The sequence below is a fragment of the Rheinheimera sp. KL1 genome (assembly GCF_001275035.1).
Classification (GTDB): domain Bacteria; phylum Pseudomonadota; class Gammaproteobacteria; order Enterobacterales; family Alteromonadaceae; genus Pararheinheimera; species Pararheinheimera tangshanensis.
On the sequence record NZ_LAMX01000025.1, the window covers coordinates 1 to 17,868 of the forward strand.

General features: G+C 45.4%; 13 protein-coding genes. 4 read left to right on the forward strand and 9 right to left on the reverse strand.

All coding sequences use genetic code 11. From position 1 onward, the window contains the following. Positions 1-324: 324 nt before the first annotated feature. Both WH43_RS13655 and hbs read right to left on the reverse strand, forming a co-directional pair. Positions 325-750, reverse strand: coding sequence for an antitoxin Xre-like helix-turn-helix domain-containing protein (locus WH43_RS13655; protein ID WP_053425163.1), 426 nt, complete (start codon positions 748-750; stop codon positions 325-327). A gap of 73 nt (positions 751-823) precedes the next feature. Continuing rightward, a complete protein-coding gene (gene hbs / locus WH43_RS13660) occupies positions 824-1,096 on the reverse strand; it encodes a non-specific DNA-binding protein Hbs (RefSeq protein WP_053425164.1) in 273 nt (90 codons plus the stop codon). A gap of 276 nt (positions 1,097-1,372) precedes the next feature. On the opposite strand from hbs, the gene WH43_RS13665 reads away from it, so the two are divergent. From WH43_RS13665 to WH43_RS13675, 3 genes are all read left to right on the forward strand, one after another. Next, entirely contained in the window at positions 1,373-1,663 is a 291-nt protein-coding gene (locus tag WH43_RS13665; protein WP_053425165.1) for a helix-turn-helix domain-containing protein, read from the forward strand. Further along, a complete protein-coding gene (locus WH43_RS13670) occupies positions 1,660-3,009 on the forward strand; it encodes a HipA domain-containing protein (protein ID WP_053425166.1) in 1,350 nt (449 codons plus the stop codon). The genes WH43_RS13665 and WH43_RS13670 overlap by 4 nt, the downstream gene beginning before the upstream one ends. A 292-nt stretch (positions 3,010-3,301) precedes the next feature. Beyond that, positions 3,302-6,163, forward strand: a complete 2,862-nt coding sequence (locus WH43_RS13675; protein WP_053425167.1) for an SNF2-related protein — start codon at positions 3,302-3,304, stop codon at positions 6,161-6,163. Positions 6,164-6,200: 37 nt separating this feature from the next. On the opposite strand, the gene WH43_RS13680 is transcribed toward WH43_RS13675, so the two are convergent. From WH43_RS13680 to WH43_RS13710, 7 genes are all read right to left on the reverse strand, one after another. Further along, positions 6,201-7,475 (reverse strand): HipA domain-containing protein, encoded by a 1,275-nt coding sequence (locus WH43_RS13680; protein ID WP_053425168.1) that lies wholly within the window; start codon positions 7,473-7,475, stop codon positions 6,201-6,203. After that, the gene (locus tag WH43_RS13685; protein ID WP_286049748.1) at positions 7,472-7,762 is read right to left on the reverse strand and encodes a helix-turn-helix domain-containing protein; all 291 of its coding nucleotides are present in this window, start codon (positions 7,760-7,762) and stop codon (positions 7,472-7,474) included. The genes WH43_RS13680 and WH43_RS13685 overlap by 4 nt, the downstream gene beginning before the upstream one ends. Before the next feature lie 456 nt (positions 7,763-8,218). After that, a complete protein-coding gene (locus tag WH43_RS13690; RefSeq protein WP_053425169.1) occupies positions 8,219-11,050 on the reverse strand; it encodes a tyrosine-type recombinase/integrase in 2,832 nt (943 codons plus the stop codon). Beyond that, a complete protein-coding gene (locus WH43_RS13695; RefSeq protein ID WP_053425170.1) occupies positions 11,043-13,043 on the reverse strand; it encodes a hypothetical protein in 2,001 nt (666 codons plus the stop codon). Before WH43_RS13695 ends, WH43_RS13690 begins: the two co-directional genes overlap by 8 nt. Next, the gene (locus WH43_RS13700; RefSeq protein WP_053425171.1) at positions 13,040-13,621 is read right to left on the reverse strand and encodes a hypothetical protein; all 582 of its coding nucleotides are present in this window, start codon (positions 13,619-13,621) and stop codon (positions 13,040-13,042) included. The genes WH43_RS13695 and WH43_RS13700 overlap by 4 nt, the downstream gene beginning before the upstream one ends. A 285-nt stretch (positions 13,622-13,906) precedes the next feature. After that, a complete protein-coding gene (locus WH43_RS13705) occupies positions 13,907-14,236 on the reverse strand; it encodes a HipA domain-containing protein (RefSeq protein WP_152342861.1) in 330 nt (109 codons plus the stop codon). A 166-nt stretch (positions 14,237-14,402) separates the two neighbouring features. Continuing rightward, positions 14,403-14,963 (reverse strand): Tll0287-like domain-containing protein, encoded by a 561-nt coding sequence (locus WH43_RS13710; RefSeq protein ID WP_053425173.1) that lies wholly within the window; start codon positions 14,961-14,963, stop codon positions 14,403-14,405. Between the two features lie 296 nt (positions 14,964-15,259). Between WH43_RS13710 and WH43_RS13715 the strand changes: the two genes are divergently transcribed. Continuing rightward, entirely contained in the window at positions 15,260-17,509 is a 2,250-nt protein-coding gene (locus WH43_RS13715; RefSeq protein WP_053425174.1) for a TonB-dependent receptor, read from the forward strand. The last annotated feature ends 359 nt before the right edge of the window (positions 17,510-17,868 follow it).

Below are 17,868 nucleotides of genomic sequence, written 5' to 3' on the forward strand. Positions count from 1 at the left end.
GACGATGGTAGTGTGGCAGATGCCATGCGAGAGTAGTTCACCGCCAGGCTCCCAATAAATGGAAAAGCCCTTCGCGCAAGCGAGGGGCTTTTTTATTTACTTCGAAATCAGGCTGTTGCTAGGGTCAGGTGCTCACGCAGGTATCAGAATCCGACATAAAACATCGGGGCTAACCGCAGATAATTCATCCGAGAGAACGCATTATGCGAACAAGCTGAGATCAATGGCTCACCTGAAAATGCAACTGGTGCAAGCAGGTTCTGGAAATTGAAAAAGCCAATTTAAATCACAGTTTCAATTAGTAGATGCGTAGTAGGTGTAAACTCAACACGGATTGGGTGCTCTGAGCAGTCCAGGCAATCCACTTTTGAATGTATCGATATGCTGGGCAACTTCCCGCAGATCGGCAAGCTCACCAGACGCAATCATGGCTAGTGGTGTGCGGCCATCAAAAGGAGCATTTTCGTTTGTCATTCCCATAAACCCGCTAAGATTAGCAGGGGTGCTGAACGTCGTTCTCAGTGTTTGGTGAATATTCAGAAGGTGGCTCACGCGTTCAAATTGTTCTGGATTCAACTGAGTTGTGTCTGGGGCCGACTTAAACTTGTGGTAGGAGAGTCCTGAGATCCCGAGGATTGTATGGCACTGCTGCTCAGTGCATCCCCATGACAACAGGATTTTATCCGCAGTTTTAAAACCAGTCAGAGCCAGATCTTCGGTAGTATAAGTCGTCTCTTCCATGATACTCATAACTGATTCCTTGTATGCAGCTTTACGCTAGTTTGGATGACTGGTTGGTGCTTGTAAATCGCTTCGTGCACCTTTAATTCAGAGCATCCTTGAGACCTTTACCAGCTTTGAACGCTGGAGTGTTGGCAGCCGCAATTTGGATAGTTTCACCTGTTTGAGGGTTGCGGCCTGAGCGGGCAGCACGAGCTCTGCTTTCAAAGGTGCCAAAGCCTACCAGGCTGACATTGTCGCCTTCTTTTAATGCTGCAGTAATAGAGTCAACAATGGCATCTAATGCGGCCTGAGCTGCTGGTTTTTTGATATCGGCTTTGTGGGCAATTTTTTCAATCAGTTCAGATTTGTTCATGTTAGGAAATCCTTTTGAGCCATGCAATTAGTTGGCTTTGGTGTTTAAAAATTGGGGCGTTAATAGTAACCGGCGGCTAATTTACATGGCTCGTGTGGGGATTGAAACTAAAAAGTAGAGGAGTGGTGTTGATGTGTTGTGATGTTCACTCATAGTGGTGAATATACAGGTTTTCAACAAATCACGTTAATTATTGTTCAGTATCGGTGATTATTGTGGTTATTTATAATTTGCAGTCTATAATCACCGTGTACAGTGAATATATAAAGGTGCGTGATGGCAAAACAAGTGGTTCCTACCAAACAACCAGAGAACGCAGTGCTGACTGACGTAGCCACACTCGGTGTATTGATCCGTGCCAGAAGGACAGCTCTGAAAATGAAACTGGAGGATTGTGCAGCTCTGTGTGGGATAGGCATTAATACTTTATCGCGTATTGAAAATGGCAACCCCAACTGCACTTTAGGCGCTACCTTTGCAGTATTAAAAGGCTTAGGCATTCAGCTAGCTGATGTTAGTACTAACACGGATAGGGCTTTAAATGCTGTGGATGAGGGCTGGGTATGAGCTATCTCACGCCTGTGTTTTATGGGCAGAACGCTGTAGGACAACTCCAGCTTGATAGAAGTACTGGTTTACCTCAACTGGATTATCATCAACTTTGGCAGCAAGAGGGCTTTCCGCTTTCACCTGCACTTTTTTTACATCAACCTCATCACCCCGCCAGTCTTTATAACTACCTGGATAACTTATTACCCGAAGGTGAAGCCAGGCGATTGTTAGCACAGAATATTGGTGTGAGTGAAAAGCAGGTATACCCTCAAATTCGTGAGTTGGGACAGGATTTGTCTGGCGCTTTTGTGTTTGGCGAGGCGACATCACCACTAACTAAACCCAGTTTTCGGCCTATTTCTTCAACGGAAATGATCCTTAGACTGGAACAAAAAGAAGACATTAGTCTGTTGATGTGGGATGAAAAGCCGCGTTTGAGTGTGGCTGGCGTTCAGGACAAGTTGAACGTCTTCGTGGCTCCTGACGGCCAAATAGGCTTTGGCGATGGATCCTTGTGTTCTACCCATTTGCTGAAATTTGAACGTAAAAACTGCCTCCATTTAGTGCTGAACGAATTCTTCTGTATGAAACTGGCTGAAAAGGTCGGTTTGGCTGTTGCACCTGTGCAGTTCATGCGGTTTGGGCATCACCCTGCGTTATTAGTAAAACGTTTCGATCGTAAATATGACCCTAGGGCGGGCCGGGTTCTGCGTCAGCATGTGATTGATGGTTGCCAGGCGCTGGATTTGCCTCGCGACTATAAATATGAGCGTAACCTTGGCGATGGCCGGGATGTGGCACATATTCGTGATGGCGCAAGCCTCAGTAAGTTATTCGCTTTTTGCCGGCAAACACCAACATCTGCTGAGAACAGCTTGTGGCTATTGAACTGGCAGTTGTTCAATTTAATGATTAGCAACTATGACAGCCATGCGAAGAACCTGTCATTTCATTATGGCAAGCTGGGGAGCCAAATAGTTAATGGTGTAACTACTCAGCGTTGCCAATTCACTCAGAGTTACGATTTGGTCAACGTAGCGATGTTTGAACAGTTTAAACACAGTTTGGCCATGGCAATGGGGGACGAATTTGAGCCGGGTTCTATTCATGCGTACCAACTGGCTGATTTTGCTGAGACCTGTGGGTTAGATAAAAAGCTGGTCGCCAGAACGCTATCCACCCTCAGCAAAAACGTGCTGAGAGAATTAGATACCCTTGGGGATGCTGATGCACTTATTACCGGGGACGCAGTTTTAAATGCAGGGGAACGGGATTATTGGCAATTGTTGAGACAACATGTAAAAGATCGAACCACACACTTGGCTGCACAGGCGCAGGACATCCCTGGAATTGTTGTGTAACGTTGAGAAAGTTCTATGTAATAAATTGCATTAGGCTCGATTTGCCATACAACTCATTAGGCATAACTGAGCTTAGACATTAGTACGAACCGTTCTATTGATAGCACTGGTCAGTCGACGGTCTGAAAATTCAGACCGTCATTTCAACAGTTTGAGAAAAAATGGCTGGGAGCTGCTGAGTCGATCAATACTAAGTTTCTATTGAATGTTATATTTTTGAGTTGATGTTAATTTAATTGTTTACATTTGTTTTTGGCTGTGCATAATCCACGGAAAATACCCTGGTTCAATTATGCACAATGTTTTCAAACTGAATTATTTAGCTCTGCGATTATCCGAATCTCAGACATCTACCACTACTATTGCCCGACTGTTCACAACATCCACCAGAACACCCACCGCTCATCAAATTTCTTCAGCCTTGTTTGCCCTTAACTCATTGCGATGTGGTGGCTGTGTATTGGCTGATGAGGTAGGGCTTGGTAAAACCATTGAAGCCGCATTGGTTATTAGCCAGCTCTGGTTTGAAGGGCGGCGGCGCATTCTGGTTGTGGCTCCGGTCATGCTTGTAGGGCAATGGTTTGATGAGTTGAGCGAACATTTTGGTTTGCCTGTTCGTGTAGTTACCAGCGGCCTGTGCAGTCAATTCAGGCAGCAGCCTGAACAATTAGTCGAATTATTTTTCCCGAAAACCCCAGCTGTTGTAGTGACGAATTACCATTGCGTGGATCAAAAGGATCTTCAACTGGATTTTAGCGATTACGATTTAGTGGTACTGGACGAGGCTCATGTAGTCAGAAATCTGGAAGTTCCGCCAACAAGACCGTCTGAAGAGGACGAAGGCATTAAAACCTCCAGAGCCGCCAGATTACTGCAAGCTACTCATGGCGTGCCGAAATTATTGCTAACCGCTACACCGTTGCAAAACAGGTGGCAGGATTATCGGAATTTACTGCAGTTTATTCAGCCTCATTTCAAAACCATCGATTCAGATAAAGATCTTGGTGGCCTGACCGAGTATTTGGTCGTTCGTAATCTCAGATCTGATTTACAGGCGCGGGGGCAATTGGACATTACGCAGCGTCGTTTATTACCTATATTTTTTAACCAGAGTGCTACTGCTCAGCATGATGAGTTTCAGGATCGGCTTCTCGGATTTATCAGCGATTTTTATGAGTGTGAGGGCCGCGGGCTCAGCCGTAATGGTGTTTTTATGCCGTTAATAAACCTGCTTGAGCTAGCTTTCTCACGCATTTGGGGATCTTCAAATCAAGCGCTTTTGTCTGTATTCAATAAACTGAGGCTGGAGATTGCTACGGCGCTTGATAGCGCAAATTCTGAGCATGTACGGCAATCTGTAGGTGAGAGTAGCACCTATGAGCCAAATGAAACGTTGGATAACGATGAATTGGCTGCCTGTATGTCCACCTTCGAGGTTGAACCCGATAAGAGTAAGCCTATGTATTTGCGCTCACTGAGCTCATTACAACGCCTGAAAGTCTGTTTAGATCAGTTGATTCACCAGTTGAGCTTGTTTGATGTTAATCCCAAAATAAAACAGCTTGTAAACGCATTACCAAAGCTGCTGCAGGACCTTAAGCAAAGACAAATGCCAGAAAAAGCTATCGTCTTTGTGTCGTTTAAAGAAACGCAGCGGGAGGTTTATCAGCAGCTTCTCCAGTCAGGTTTTTCCGTGGAGGAACTCGTTCTGATTAGTGGCGATAATGACTCAGAGCGCGTGAGTGAAATTGTTGAGCTCTACTGGCAATCACTGGGTTTAGATACGTTACCACTACTTGATCAAAACAAGAGAAAAGCCCTTTTATGGTATTTTCGCGAGCATGGCAAAATCTTGATCGCTACAGATGCAGCTAACGAAGGGTTGAACCTGCAGTTTTGTAACGTTCTGATCAATTACGATTTACCCTGGAACCCTCAGGTTGTAGAGCAGCGTATTGGCCGGGTACACCGTATTGGCCAAAAACACGAAGTATATATCTATCATTTATTTAACCTGCAATATGGTGCAGACGCCCATATAGCAAAACGGTTGGCAGAAAAAATCAGTGTGTTTAAACGCTTTTTTCAATCCTCAGATGAAATTCTCAGCCACACAGAGTTTCAAATTCCGGCGCTGGATACCTCTCTAGAACCAGAGCAACAGCTGTTGCAGCAAGAAATATTGAGTATGACAGTAGCTGATTTGTGTATGGGCGCAACGTCTGTAGATTGGAGTAAAAAATCTCAGAGTATTGCAGCTATGGTGCTGGACGTTCATCGCGCGCCAGATCTGTGGCCAGATATGAGCAATGCGGAGCAGCTTTGTACTGCACAACTTGGTTATCGTAAATACCAGAAGCAGTTTGCCAGTCTGCACGCGCAGATATGCGGTATTCATCCTGCAACAACACACCTGTTGAGTGCTGATAACGTTGCTGATATTCAGAACGACAAAAACTCGTTGCTGATGTTTCATCAACTTAATGAGCTGGTTCAATGCTCATCCAGAAGCTTTGTGCCTTTTTACGGGCAGGGTAGGGTCGACTCGCAGGTTTTATCCCTGGTTCCTGAGCCATGGCAATCATCATTCAATTCCGGTTTTACGCTGGAGGTATATCAACTGCGGTCTAGGAGTGAATCTTCAATCAGTATTTCGGCCGTGTTGGGTTATTGTGGCGATGGCCGGATTTTGCCACACGATATTGCCGAGCAATTGTTTCTGGCAACAGAGCTACGGCAAGAGTCTGAGCCTGCTTATACTAAAACCGCAGCGTGCTCAGGGATTAGTGATGAGTTACGGGCAGAATTAGTTCGCGCTTGTCATGTATCGCAATGGCTCAGCGAGCTCAGTATATTGGCCACATACGACCAGAAGCGGGATGAAATAATTCAGCACCACTGCAAAACAGCTTATAAAAAAGCGTTAAAACGGCTAGAACTCAAACGCCAACATCTAATTCGCTCTATAAAAAACGCAGCCAAAAACTCAGAACAGTTAATGACATCACTGGAGGCAATCCAACAGGAGCACACAGAGCTAGCCTCTGAGTTTGCTGCATATTTGAAGAATACATCGCTTAGTGAACGGAGCCTGAGTGAATGCCAAATCGCGGATTTTGACGTATTTGTTGTTGGGCGAGTGGTTTGCGGTTGAGTGAGGTACCACTTCGCGGATATGAGTAAAGAGCTGATTAAGTTATTGAAATCAGGTCCACTTTTAACTGACCAATCATTTCCTGAATGCACAAATACCTGATCTTGTTCAGCATTTGCATTTCACCGGCTTTACCAGGGTGTGAAGGCTCTACTTCAACTTGCGAAATCAACTTGTCGGCTGCCGGCACGATGTCTTTTATCATTTGCACCAAAACTCTTAATGAAAGGGCTTTGGGCAACCCAAGCGTCAGCCCAAATTGCAAGACGTGCTCTTTCCTCAGCTCTCCAAACTGAATCGCATCACCCATTCTTTGTGATAAATCCTCACATGGATGCTTACCAGGTATTGTATAAATGATGGTACTTAATAGGTCATAATGAGGCATTAGTTGATAGCCGCGGTCAGTTAATCGGAAGGATAGGTTTTTCAGGTGTGCGTCACTATTACCAACAATAGCGTTGAACAGAGCCCATCTGAAGATGGCCAGGCGAGCTGGGCCAGGGGCAATACAGCTATCTGAGAGTTTTTTGAGACTGTCGACTGTACTCGCGCTGTATTTTTCCCTAAACGACAACCCTAAAAGCTGGCATCCATCCATGACATGTAAACGATGAACATCCGGATACTCACCTGAACGGTCAAATCGCTCCACGATATATACTGGAGCTGGCAGAAAAATGTGGTGAACGTCAGGCACAGACAGGCCGCAGGCCTTGGCCAGAGACATCACGAACCACTCATTACGAGTAGTGAAACCGTAGACATTTGGCTCTGAATGTTCCGGTTTTAAAATATGGGTCGATGGGAACTGGCCAGCTGGCTCATAGAGCTGCCCATCTTTGAAAATCACCAGCATTTTGTGTTGAGCGCCAGCCAATGACATTTTCTTTCGCCGACTATCATTCATAGGCAACTTGGGAAGGTTTAAAATTCTGTCATTCATTTCCGCAGGCGTCAGCGGATAAACCTCGCCAGGCTTTAATTCAACGCCCGGTTGTAATAGTGTGAACGCGCCAGCAGACTCATGGCCAATAGCAGTAAGAAGTGCAAACGCGTCGCCCGGTTCAACATGGGCTGACTTTTCAAGCAGGGTTCTGGCATTCTCTTCGGGTAACAGATTATCAAAGAACCACTGAACCGGACGCGTTGTCGCTCCATCCAGTTGACGGCCGGCCACAAAAGCAAGCCCTGGGATAATGTTAAAGCCCTGGGCCAACCAATCAGCGTCGTACTCAAAACCCCAAATAGACGATTCTTCTATTAGCTTGCCTACAAAAGTGCGGTCAAGATAAACGATAAGCTCTCTCATGACCGGCGTACCCGTTTACTGTTGATGTTTTTTTCTGATTTATTATTTTTGGCCAAAAACACTTCGATATCTGGTGGTAGAGTAAGCTCTACTCCAATACCCAATGACTCAAGCACTTGCAAAACCTTACCGATTTGCGCGGTTTCTTTCCCATTTTCCAGATGGCTCAAAAATGACTGTCCGGCATTGGATAGTTGCGCGGCGGTCAGCTGGTCCAAATCCTGACTAATCCGCGTGATACGAATGACCTGGCCAATATCAGCCACACTTTTAACAGGCACTTTCATAGGAAAGCCTCAATAATTTGTGCGAACAAACAAAATAACTATAGAATACCACTCAATATATGACAATTTATGCGTTCTAACAAGTTATGTAGTGATTGCGAGCGGATGCACCATAACTTATGCGAATGAACATTTTAGTGCATCACTTGATGATGTTAGACAATAACTTGTGCGTTAAAATAAGTTAGATAGTTTGGCGCGGTTTCTGGGTTATAACTTATACGAACAGATGAATTACAACTTGCCGCGACCGATGCACTGCAACTTCCTGCGACGATATTGCAAATAATCGGCGATTTATCTATGTTGAGCCGGTACGCGTGTTGCGGCGCAAGAACCTAGGCTGAGATCACTTATGATATACAGGCTTAATAAAAAATCGAATCTCCGCAATTTTAAGGCAAAGTAGAGATTCATTTTTACTCAGGATTTATCTTCGAAACCTTAATCAACTACTCACGTTAAATCCCACGGATCACCATAATAAACCACCACCAAAAAACAAAACAATTTCAGTGCGTGATTAGTACATACAGCTGAGTCGGGTTCGCCGTACCGTGTGAATTTTACCGAGACGTGGAATGGGGTCACATACGAAAATCTCTTATTATCAGGGTTGTATAACGCTCCGGTTTTATCAGTGATGATGAGTTGGCGCGGGTCTAACAGTTTAGAAATATGAGTCAAAAATTTGTTTAGATCAGTCGTAGTTTTCAGGCTGACACGGCTGTGGGTAGCGTTGCTGCCCAGCAGAACCTGTTTGGCAACATGTGTTAATTTTGGCCCAAGCTGGTGCTGGTACATTCGTTCAGTGAGCTGCACAAATATTGCCCGGTCGGCTCTGTCGTGCAGCGGGGCTGGCATAAATGCTGGTGCGCGTTGCAGCGGAATGATCCTGGAATTTCCATTGCGGCTTTTTAATTCAGCCAGCGCCTGTGCTCGTTGGTGCCATTGGCTGATTTTGCTCTCTGGCAATAAAAAATACTCTGCAACATCTTGGTAGTTGTGGCCTGATTCGAGAGCTCGCAATGCCTGGTGGCAAATTTCCATATCGTCGACTGAAGTAGTCGGCAGCCAAGTTTCCGGACGGTAAACTGCTACCGAGGTCTGTTCCCTCGCCAGTTTTTTACTGAGTAAATCTGGGATTGCTGAGAGGGTAAACTGGCGTTTTAATGACGTCATTTGGCGCCCAGAGGCGTTTGTAAGAGTCTGAAGCGTTATCGGATTCACATCAGCTTGATGATTTTGCAGCGCCAGTCCAGTCATCAACGGTGCTAAATGCATATATGATTTGACCGTCATTTCTATAGCGCCATGACCTGCGATAGTCACGAGGTTTTCATAGGAGTTTTTTGATAACATTTCTGACAACTCAGCGCTCGTTTTAGAGCTGTATGGCACTAGATTAGCGCGCAGTGCTGCTGGTAGTTTATCCAAAAGCTGGCTATGGCTAATCAACATTAGTCTGCTGAGCGCGGTGTGACGAAAATGATGAAACGTCCATTTAGTGGCAGGAGAGAGTTCCCGGAGCAGTGTGGACACCCAGCTCGCTAGTTGATTGCCATCTAATTGCTCTGTTGGTGAACCATCATAATGGAACAATAAAAATTCAGAATGGCCTGCGGCCGTTGCCCGGCGCCGTGCGAGCTGGGATAAAAACATATCCAGTTCGTGGTCTAACAACAGTTGCATCGGGAGTTGTCGGCGGCTATTTGGGCTTTTGTCGTTTCCGTATCGGTTACTGTGAATGAGCACTGTTGGCTGCTCAGCGGTACTACAATCTCTGAGCTGGATTTTTAACACCTCGCTGATCCGTAGGCCCAGTCGAAATGCCATGGTACACACTAGTACTAGTTGTTGCGCCATGCTGGGGTTGGGCTCAGTGCGCCAGATTAAATTGCATAGTCGAGTGAACAGTGACTCGTCGATAAAACCTGTCCGGACATGTTCAACTGGTGCTGATTTGGCATCAGGCCATTGAACCGTTGCTACAGAGTGAGTAGCGATTAAAAAATTATGGAATGAAACCAGCCTATCCTTGCGGTAAATCACGGCCAGATTTTTTTCAGGTTGCTCCAGTAAGCGCTGGTAAATTTCAGTCCAGGATTCCGATGAAAAATCATGCCAATCCATCCCATGCAGAGCGTTCAACAACGATTTTGCGAATGCGTTGTAATACCGCAATAGGCTACTAATTTTTATATGTTTTTCAGATAGTTGTTGCACACCCCACAGGGCCAAGTCGCGCAAAAGGAGGCCTGGTGCTGTTTCTGCTAGTTTTTTTAGTTCACGAAGCGAGTGAGAGACGCTGCCCTTTAGCTCTCCGGTAGGGGGCTTGAGAGAATTTATTAACTGCTGATAGCTGTGACGAATATCTTGCGAGTGAAAAAAGTGCTCAGCGGATTTTGTACTTCGTGGAGGCAGGCTTTGCGCCAGCCGAGTGCTTAACGGGTTGAATAGATGTTTGAATTGCTGGTGATTTAGACAGGCATTCGGATAACTTCCATTGACTGTATTGCGTAATAACTCTGTGAGACCCGCACAATCTGGAACAGCGTGAATCGCCGCAGCTAAAAAATTTTTTTTTCTTTTAGGTAGTGTAATACCAAGTTGCTCTGCCAGTTCATACACTAGACTCAGTGCCGATTCTGCTGCTGGGATGGCGCACTGCTCAAACAGTCTTGACTGGAACCAATAACGCCACACTGCCAGTGTATATGGATGTAAAAATAGTTGGTGTTGGTAACCGGTAAGGGAGTTTATTAATCGCTGAGGATGCTCAAACTCTAGCTCCAGCCAGGCAATGTTTTCAACCAAATTTAGTGCCGAGCGGTCGTGTAATTGCGATACAACAGCACCTAACATCTGCATTGAATTCACACCACTATGCACAATAAGCGAGCTCAGCAATACCCGCAAAAAGTCGCTTGCGGTGGTCTGCGGCTTAATAGGATGGCTCAACAGTGCATCACTAAATCGTCTTAAATTATTTTGCAGGATAAAAAAATCTTCTTGTCTACGTTGCAGTTTGCTTTTCCATTTTTCATTACGTTTGAATTTACTCAATTCTGCAGTGTTGAGTACGAGTTTGAGCAAAAACTTTCGCACCTTCGATTTGTTCGAATGTGCAATAGTGGATTGATCCACCGTGGTTTTTAGCCATTTTCGCAAATCGGCATAACTACAATTCTGCGGCAATTCAGTGAGTTTTGGCATCAATTGCTCTGCAAGTGTTCTGCAACGAGCTTCATGATTTTTGATTCTGTTTTGGCGATACAAACTACCCATTAAAATTCACCGTTTTGATCTTGAGGCTCAGCAGTAGGCCATTGATCTGTTTTGCTATTACTGCAGCGTCACTGCCATCTGCTGCTAACGATTTTTCGCTATGGCCGAAAAAATAATCAAAATTTGTTTGGGAAATATCGCCCTGTTGGATCAGCGACCGAAAATGTGTCGCAAGATAATGCCGGTACCAATTGAGCGGGAGTTTGGTAAATAGTCGCAGTTTTTCGTAATAGTTTTTTTCGTAATGATTGTTCAGTGCCTCAATAACATCGGCTAGCAACACATGCATTTTTGACGGAGTAACCGGAACTACAGCGGTTCGATCTTCGAAAAAGAACAAATCATCTTGGTTCTGCAGTGCCGCTTTGGCAGCGTATTTTAAATGCTGGGGGCTGGCATAACGCTCCCCTGTCTGCCTGAGGTGGTTGATATAGGCCGTTAACTGTTTCTGCGCCAGATCTGGCAACACAATAATTCGCGGCTCAAACTCTAAATTTTTATCATTGACCCTGCAGGTTTTCAGGTTGTGGTCAAAATGGTTGAGTCTCTCAAATGGCGATTGAATTGGCCTGTGACAGGTGGACAACTGCAGTATTAATATTGTGTGTAGTACGATTCTGTTGTGCCGGGACAAATTTCTCTGATCAGATCTTTTATACAGAAATTTAAATAGATCTGTCAGTAACCCTGATATTTCTGGCACACGAGTTGACCCCAACCAGCCCTGTGGAACCTCACAATCGGGCAACAGGAACTCGGACGCGGTGACGGTTTGAATATGTTGTAAGTAGCGAGCCTTAGCCTGTTGCAGTTGTCCTGACTCGACAAAAACATAATTGTTCAGTACGTCTTTTTTAGCGCTACGCCCTGACAGGTGAGAGCTTAAAACTGAATCTGATTCCACGCGCTGGAAATAGGTCGATTGAAAGCGTGCCAACACAGCTTGGGACAGGCGCATGCCATTCGCCTGATTAAACTCGCTGAGTAGCTCCTTGGCTTTTTGATCATTGATTAATGTTGGATCCACGAGGCAGGGCCATTGATATTTTAGTCTTACCGCAAAATTGTCATTCAGACACTTCTGTGTGTAATTAACCCCCTGAGGTAGTTCCAACTGGTAATGCACAGAAATACCATCTTCATGAAACTTTATGACTTCACGTTGAATTAAATTTTGACTCGGGGTTTTGTCATTCTGTGGTCGCGATGGCAGTAACACGCCAGCTAATAATAATGCGATCAGATAAGCCGCGTTTGACTGTTCAATGGGAGATGCCGACACAAGCTTTTTTTCTAAAAAGTGCGTGAGGAGCTTCAGACTGCCATCGTTTAAATCATTAACCTGAGCCGGCATAGCGGTCGGCGCACGTCTCATTAATGGAGCAGAAATTTTTGTTTCTACAGAGCCAGTAGGGGTGGGCGCAACAGGCGCAAATTTTTGCCTGATTTTTGTGATGGCTGGGCGCTGTGCTCGCAGATATTCAGCCACTTTACGCAGTTCAATGTCGAGTAGGGACTGAGCTGGTGCTGTTAAACCCAATAGAGTGTGCAGCCAGGAGTCTAATTGCGGATCCGTCAGGTCAGCATCAGGCTGTGGGAACCCCGAATTATGTTTACCCCTACCAACCATTCGAATTGCCTGCGCGCAGGTTTTAACTATTGAAGGTGTGTCGCCGGGTTCATAACCCCGCCAGTCAAAAACCAGCTGTAACAACAATCTCAGTGCAGCTCTTATCACTGGTTGCATTTCTGGGTAGGGAAACACCAGTGCCGCCAGCAGCTGATAATTTGAAATTTGATGTCTGGATTTCAGTGCTGCCCAGAGCGCCTGTGGTGTAGACCACTCATCAGAGGCAACTTGGTGTTGGCGTAATTCTGATAGCTCGTTATAACGCTCAGGTAACAATTGCTGTGCAACCTGCACAACCAATTGCAGCACAGGTTGACCGTCAAAAAATTTCAGTTCAGCAGGCAGCTGTTCAAAATTGTTCATTTTGCGGCCCCCTGTTGTCCGATTTTTTGTGGTGCTGAGACGACTCTGTTCCCGCGGCTGCGGTAATGGCGATGATTTTTCAGAGACCTGGATTGATCAGACAACCCAAGCTTTTCACACAGAATGCCTACATTGACGTAACCGATGACAGGCAAGCCAAGTTTTAATCTAAATGCAGCGAGCAGTTCAGGATTGCGTAGTATCGGCAATTGCCCCCTACGGTTTTTCAGGAACAAACGGTCCAGTAGATCGACACGTTGAATTGGTGAAATAGCAGAGCAGATAGTGAGTAGATCATTTAATAAATATCTGAGCGCTGCATTGTGATCAGAAAACTCTCGGGCGTATTGTTGTGCTGATACAGGTTTCAGATCCACACTATCGTGCAATTGAAAAAATGTACCCAGAGGCATCAGGTAATAATGCTGGTCTTTGTTTTTTATAACCCGCAGGTCACAAAATTCAAGGGAGGTGATAGTTTGAACGGAACAACACAGTTCAAGTTGTTCATTTATTAAAGCAGCAGTCAGTTCAGCAAATGCTGGTAACCAGGTAAAGTCACGTATGGGGTCGCGCATAAAATTTCTCTCGATTTGTGCGGATACTATGCGAGAGAAATGTTTCATGCAAGTGTTATTTGTAATTTATTAAATAAATAAATGTAAAATTAATGTTTATATTGATTTGTTTTTTGTTTGTCAAATGATATGGCTTTTGTCGCTGATTTTAATATGAGCATTTTACCCGGCTATTAAAAAAGATAGGTTTCTCCAGAGCTTTTATGTAGTGAAAGAGCTAGACGCAATCCGGGGCTGAATTTTTATATTCAGAAATAAGACTTCTAAAGCTGCAGGTAGTGCTATTTAATCCTGCAGTCGCTTGAGTTGCTGCAAGGTATTGTCAAAAATCGCAGTTTGGATCCGCAGTGGTATTAGTGCATGCATACGTTGCTGAAGCCGGGCAATGGCGTCTGGCATGGTTACGGCAAATTCATCCATGATCTGCTGCATCCGTTCTGCATCAAAACCAGTGGCTTTGGCTGTATTGATGAAATGGCGGGGTTGGATTAAGTCCAGTTTGTGTTTTTTACTTTTACTGGCGGTCAGGCCCATCGCCAGACTTAGCTTGTGAATATCGAAGCCTTTTCCTCCTAAATAATTTATCCTAATAATGCTATACCCGCTTGCCCCCATTTATACGACTCGGAAAGGGTGAAACAGTGTCCATAAAATGCTCAACCCGTTCCATTAATTCATCCATCGACCGACTGACTGACTAAAAGCAATGGGGATAATAAGGAAATAAGCTTTACCGCAGCTTATTCCCTAAACTGGATCCTCACTCAGGCTACTCTGTGTATTAATTGAGTTGTTTTTGCAAGGTAAAAGCGCCCCGAAGTTCACCCGGAGTAAAACCTGTGGCTAAATCCGCAGGATACAAAGTCGAGATTTTTGTTTTTACTTCTTTAGCAATAGTTTGACCATGACAGGCAACACACATCGTGTCCATTGGAATAGCTTTGATGAAACGGAAGGTCTTTTTGCCCTGATCCTCAATGATTTCAGATTTGGCCATAGTGGCTAAAGGCTCACCTTTTTGTGACGCAGATAACATCCAGTCCAGGTTTTGCTTCTCCCACTGATCCGGCTTATTGGCTGGATTTCGGTATTTCAGAGCTGTTCTCGCTACTGTCCAGCCATCAGATGCCAACTTCTTTTGAATTTCGGGGGCGATAACGCTACATACCTGAACACCATTCGGATGGCCGCCTTGCTTTACGGCTTGCATCAAATTCGTTTTCAATTCTGTAGAGAATAGTTTAATACGTGCCTGAGCTTCAGTAGTTAAACTCTCGGTTGTCTCCGCAGCTAAAGGTAGATAGGAGTAGAGGGCCAAAATTACGATGAGTTTTTTATACATGGATATTACCTCAATTAGATTTATCTAATAAATTACTCCGATTTAAAAGTTCAGCAAGCAGAAGTTTTGCACCAAGTCACTTTATACTGATCGGGGAAACCCGAAAAAGAGAGCTACCAACTGTAATTTGACACCCTATAAATGCTGCAGAGCCCATAGTTGATAACGTTTGAACAATACTTCCGAAAAGTAGACATTTGGTTGCCAAAGTCTAGTGTGACATTTTGTCGCATTAATTTATCTCTTTTAACTGACTACCATATCGACTTTTGAGATGATTACAGTAAGGCCCGCCTATGTCGTTACAATCCAGTCTGCACTTTGCTACTTTTGCTATTTCATCCAGTACTTTGGCTTTTTATCTTGTCTGCCAGCCTGTGCTAGCGGCTACAGATATTGAGCATATTGAAATTGAAGGCAAGGCCGCAGGTGCTAAGTCATGGTCTGTCACTGCAGAACAGCTACAAAACCAAATCGCAGCCACCAGCGATACGGCTGCGCTATTAAGTCGTTTTGCAGGTGTCACGGTGAAGCAAGCAGGGGCTGTGTCGGGTTTGCCTAGTATCCGAGGTTTGGCCGATGACCGAGTTCGGATCCAGGTCGATGGTATGGATCAAGTCGCTGCCTGTCCTAATCATATGAATCCGCCGCTGTCTTATCTGGCGCCTTCAGCTGTGGGTAAAATCCGAGTTTTTGCCGGTGTGACACCAGTCAGTGTTGGTGGTGACAGTATTGGCGGCAGTATTGTCAGCGAGTCTTTAGCTCCAGAGTTTTCCGCAACGCCAAAATCCAGTGGTGCCTTAGGCGGTTTTTATCGCAGTAATAATCAAGCCCGTGGTACAGATGTGAAACTTAGCCACAGTGCACAGAAGTATTTTGTGCAGTACAGTGGCAACTGGAGCAAGGGCAATAATTACCATGCGGCGGCTGATTTTAAAACGCAAAGCGCCAGTGGACGGCCTGGACACAGTATTGCTCTGGATGAAGTGGCATCGACCGGTTTTGAAACGCAGAATCATCTGCTGCGGTTGGCGCATCAGCAAGGCGCTGATCTGTTGGAATTACAGCTTGGCTATCAGCAGATGCCTTATCAGGGTTTTGCCAATCAACGCATGGATTTACTGCAGAATCAGCAACATCGGGCGAATCTAAGTTGGCAGCGCGATACCGGGTTTGGACAGCTGAAAAGCCGGCTGTATCGGGAAAATGTAGAGCATCAAATGGACTTTGGGCCGGACCGGCAGTTCTGGTACGGCAGTCTGGCAGTGATGGGCAAAGCCTGTGAGCCTGTGCGGTTTCATGGCGATCCTGCTGGGACTTGCGCCGCGGGTATGCCAATGAACTCTGAGTCGGCCAATAGCGGTTTTCATTTCAGTGGTGATGTCGATCTTAGCCGCGACTCGCTACTGCGTCTTGGCACAGACTGGCAGCAACTGAAACTGGACGATTACTGGACTGCGTCTGGCGGCGCCATGGGCCCCGGTACTTTTCTCAATATAAATCAGGGTGAGCGCAGCCGTTTTGCGGTTTTTGCAGAGCATGAGCTCGCTATTAACGAGGACTGGCTGGTGCAATACGGTGTGCGTCATGAGCGGGTCGAGCGTAATGCCGGACCAGTGAGTGGCTACTCCACTAGCAGCACTGCGATGGGCATGCAGGCTTTGCAAGCGGCACAGTTTAATCAGGCAGAGCGTAAGCTCAGTGATGATAATCTAGACTTAAGCTTAGTTAGTCGTTATCAACTGACGAAGCAGTTTGAGTTTGAGCTGGCGCTTGCCCAAAAAAATCGGTCAGCAAATTTATATGAAACCTATGTCTGGTCGGGTTGGGCTATGGCTGCCTCGATGAATAACCTGGTGGGGGATGGTAATGGGTATGTTGGTAACCTGCAGCTGCGTCCTGAGCGTGCCCGATTGTTGGCTGCCAGCCTGAACTGGCATAGTCTCGATCAGAAGCAACAGTTATTAGTCAGACCTTATATTACGCGGGTGGATAACTATATAGATGCCGTCGCGGCGAACAGCAGCTGGCAAGCCGGGCAGTTTAATATTCTGCGTTATCAAAACCAGCAGGCTGAACTGAAAGGCGTGGACCTGAGTCTGCAAACAGAGTTGGCGCAAAATCAGAATGGGCGTTGGCAATTCAGTGCTATTGGCAGCTATCTGGATGCGCGTAATACGGATACCGGAGCTGGCCTGTATCAAACCCCACCTTTACATGGCCGACTGACCTTAAGCCACGCAACAGGCGGTTGGGATAACAGCCTGGAATGGCAACTGAGTAAAAGCAAAACCAGGTTGTCCGATATTCGCGGTGAGCAAGCTACGCCGGGTTATGGCATTGTTGCACTGCGGCTGAGCCACAGCTGGTCACAACTGAGAGTAGATGCGGGTATCGAAAATCTATTCGACACCTTGTATTACCTGCCACAAGGCGGTGCCTATACAGCGCAGGGGATGACGATGTCACTCAATGGCATTCCTTTTGGTATCAGAATGCCGGGAATGGGCCGCTCGTTTTATGCCGGATTTAACTACAGCTTTTAATTAAAAGCTGGAATTTGAAACCCAGAGCTTTGTGAAGCAAAGCTCTTTCACCTAGTATTACCTCTGGATCTGACATACTTTCTCACTATTTTGGTTTATAACTTAATAGAAGCTAATATTTAACCACTCCTAGATAAGGAGTATTGGTAGCGAAAGTACTTTGTCGTTAAAAGTTTAGGGTGATTGTTTCAGTTTGCTTACCTATTTTTACAAGGAAGAGTGTCAGGTTCTTTGTTGCTATTTTAGTATGAGAAAGTTGAAATTGATAAAATTAGTAACTCATGTTAGTTTTTAAATTAGGCTGCAAGGCATTTTTGAAAATAGGGAGATTTTGTATTTTCTCTCAATGTCTCCCTTAA

Excerpts from the sequence above, each read along its gene's own strand:
- WH43_RS13655 (WP_053425163.1), bottom strand. The coding sequence starts at position 750 with ATGAGTATCATGGAAGAGACGACTTATACTACCGAAGATCTGGCTCTG.
- hbs (WP_053425164.1), bottom strand. The coding sequence starts at position 1,096 with ATGAACAAATCTGAACTGATTGAAAAAATTGCCCACAAAGCCGATATC.
- WH43_RS13665 (WP_053425165.1), top strand. The coding sequence starts at position 1,373 with ATGGCAAAACAAGTGGTTCCTACCAAACAACCAGAGAACGCAGTGCTG.
- WH43_RS13670 (WP_053425166.1), top strand. The coding sequence starts at position 1,660 with ATGAGCTATCTCACGCCTGTGTTTTATGGGCAGAACGCTGTAGGACAA.
- WH43_RS13675 (WP_053425167.1), top strand. The coding sequence starts at position 3,302 with ATGCACAATGTTTTCAAACTGAATTATTTAGCTCTGCGATTATCCGAA.
- WH43_RS13680 (WP_053425168.1), bottom strand. The coding sequence starts at position 7,475 with ATGAGAGAGCTTATCGTTTATCTTGACCGCACTTTTGTAGGCAAGCTA.
- WH43_RS13685 (WP_286049748.1), bottom strand. The coding sequence starts at position 7,762 with ATGAAAGTGCCTGTTAAAAGTGTGGCTGATATTGGCCAGGTCATTCGT.
- WH43_RS13690 (WP_053425169.1), bottom strand. The coding sequence starts at position 11,050 with ATGGGTAGTTTGTATCGCCAAAACAGAATCAAAAATCATGAAGCTCGT.
- WH43_RS13695 (WP_053425170.1), bottom strand. The coding sequence starts at position 13,043 with ATGAACAATTTTGAACAGCTGCCTGCTGAACTGAAATTTTTTGACGGT.
- WH43_RS13700 (WP_053425171.1), bottom strand. The coding sequence starts at position 13,621 with ATGCGCGACCCCATACGTGACTTTACCTGGTTACCAGCATTTGCTGAA.
- WH43_RS13705 (WP_152342861.1), bottom strand. The coding sequence starts at position 14,236 with ATGGGGGCAAGCGGGTATAGCATTATTAGGATAAATTATTTAGGAGGA.
- WH43_RS13710 (WP_053425173.1), bottom strand. The coding sequence starts at position 14,963 with ATGTATAAAAAACTCATCGTAATTTTGGCCCTCTACTCCTATCTACCT.
- WH43_RS13715 (WP_053425174.1), top strand. The coding sequence starts at position 15,260 with ATGTCGTTACAATCCAGTCTGCACTTTGCTACTTTTGCTATTTCATCC.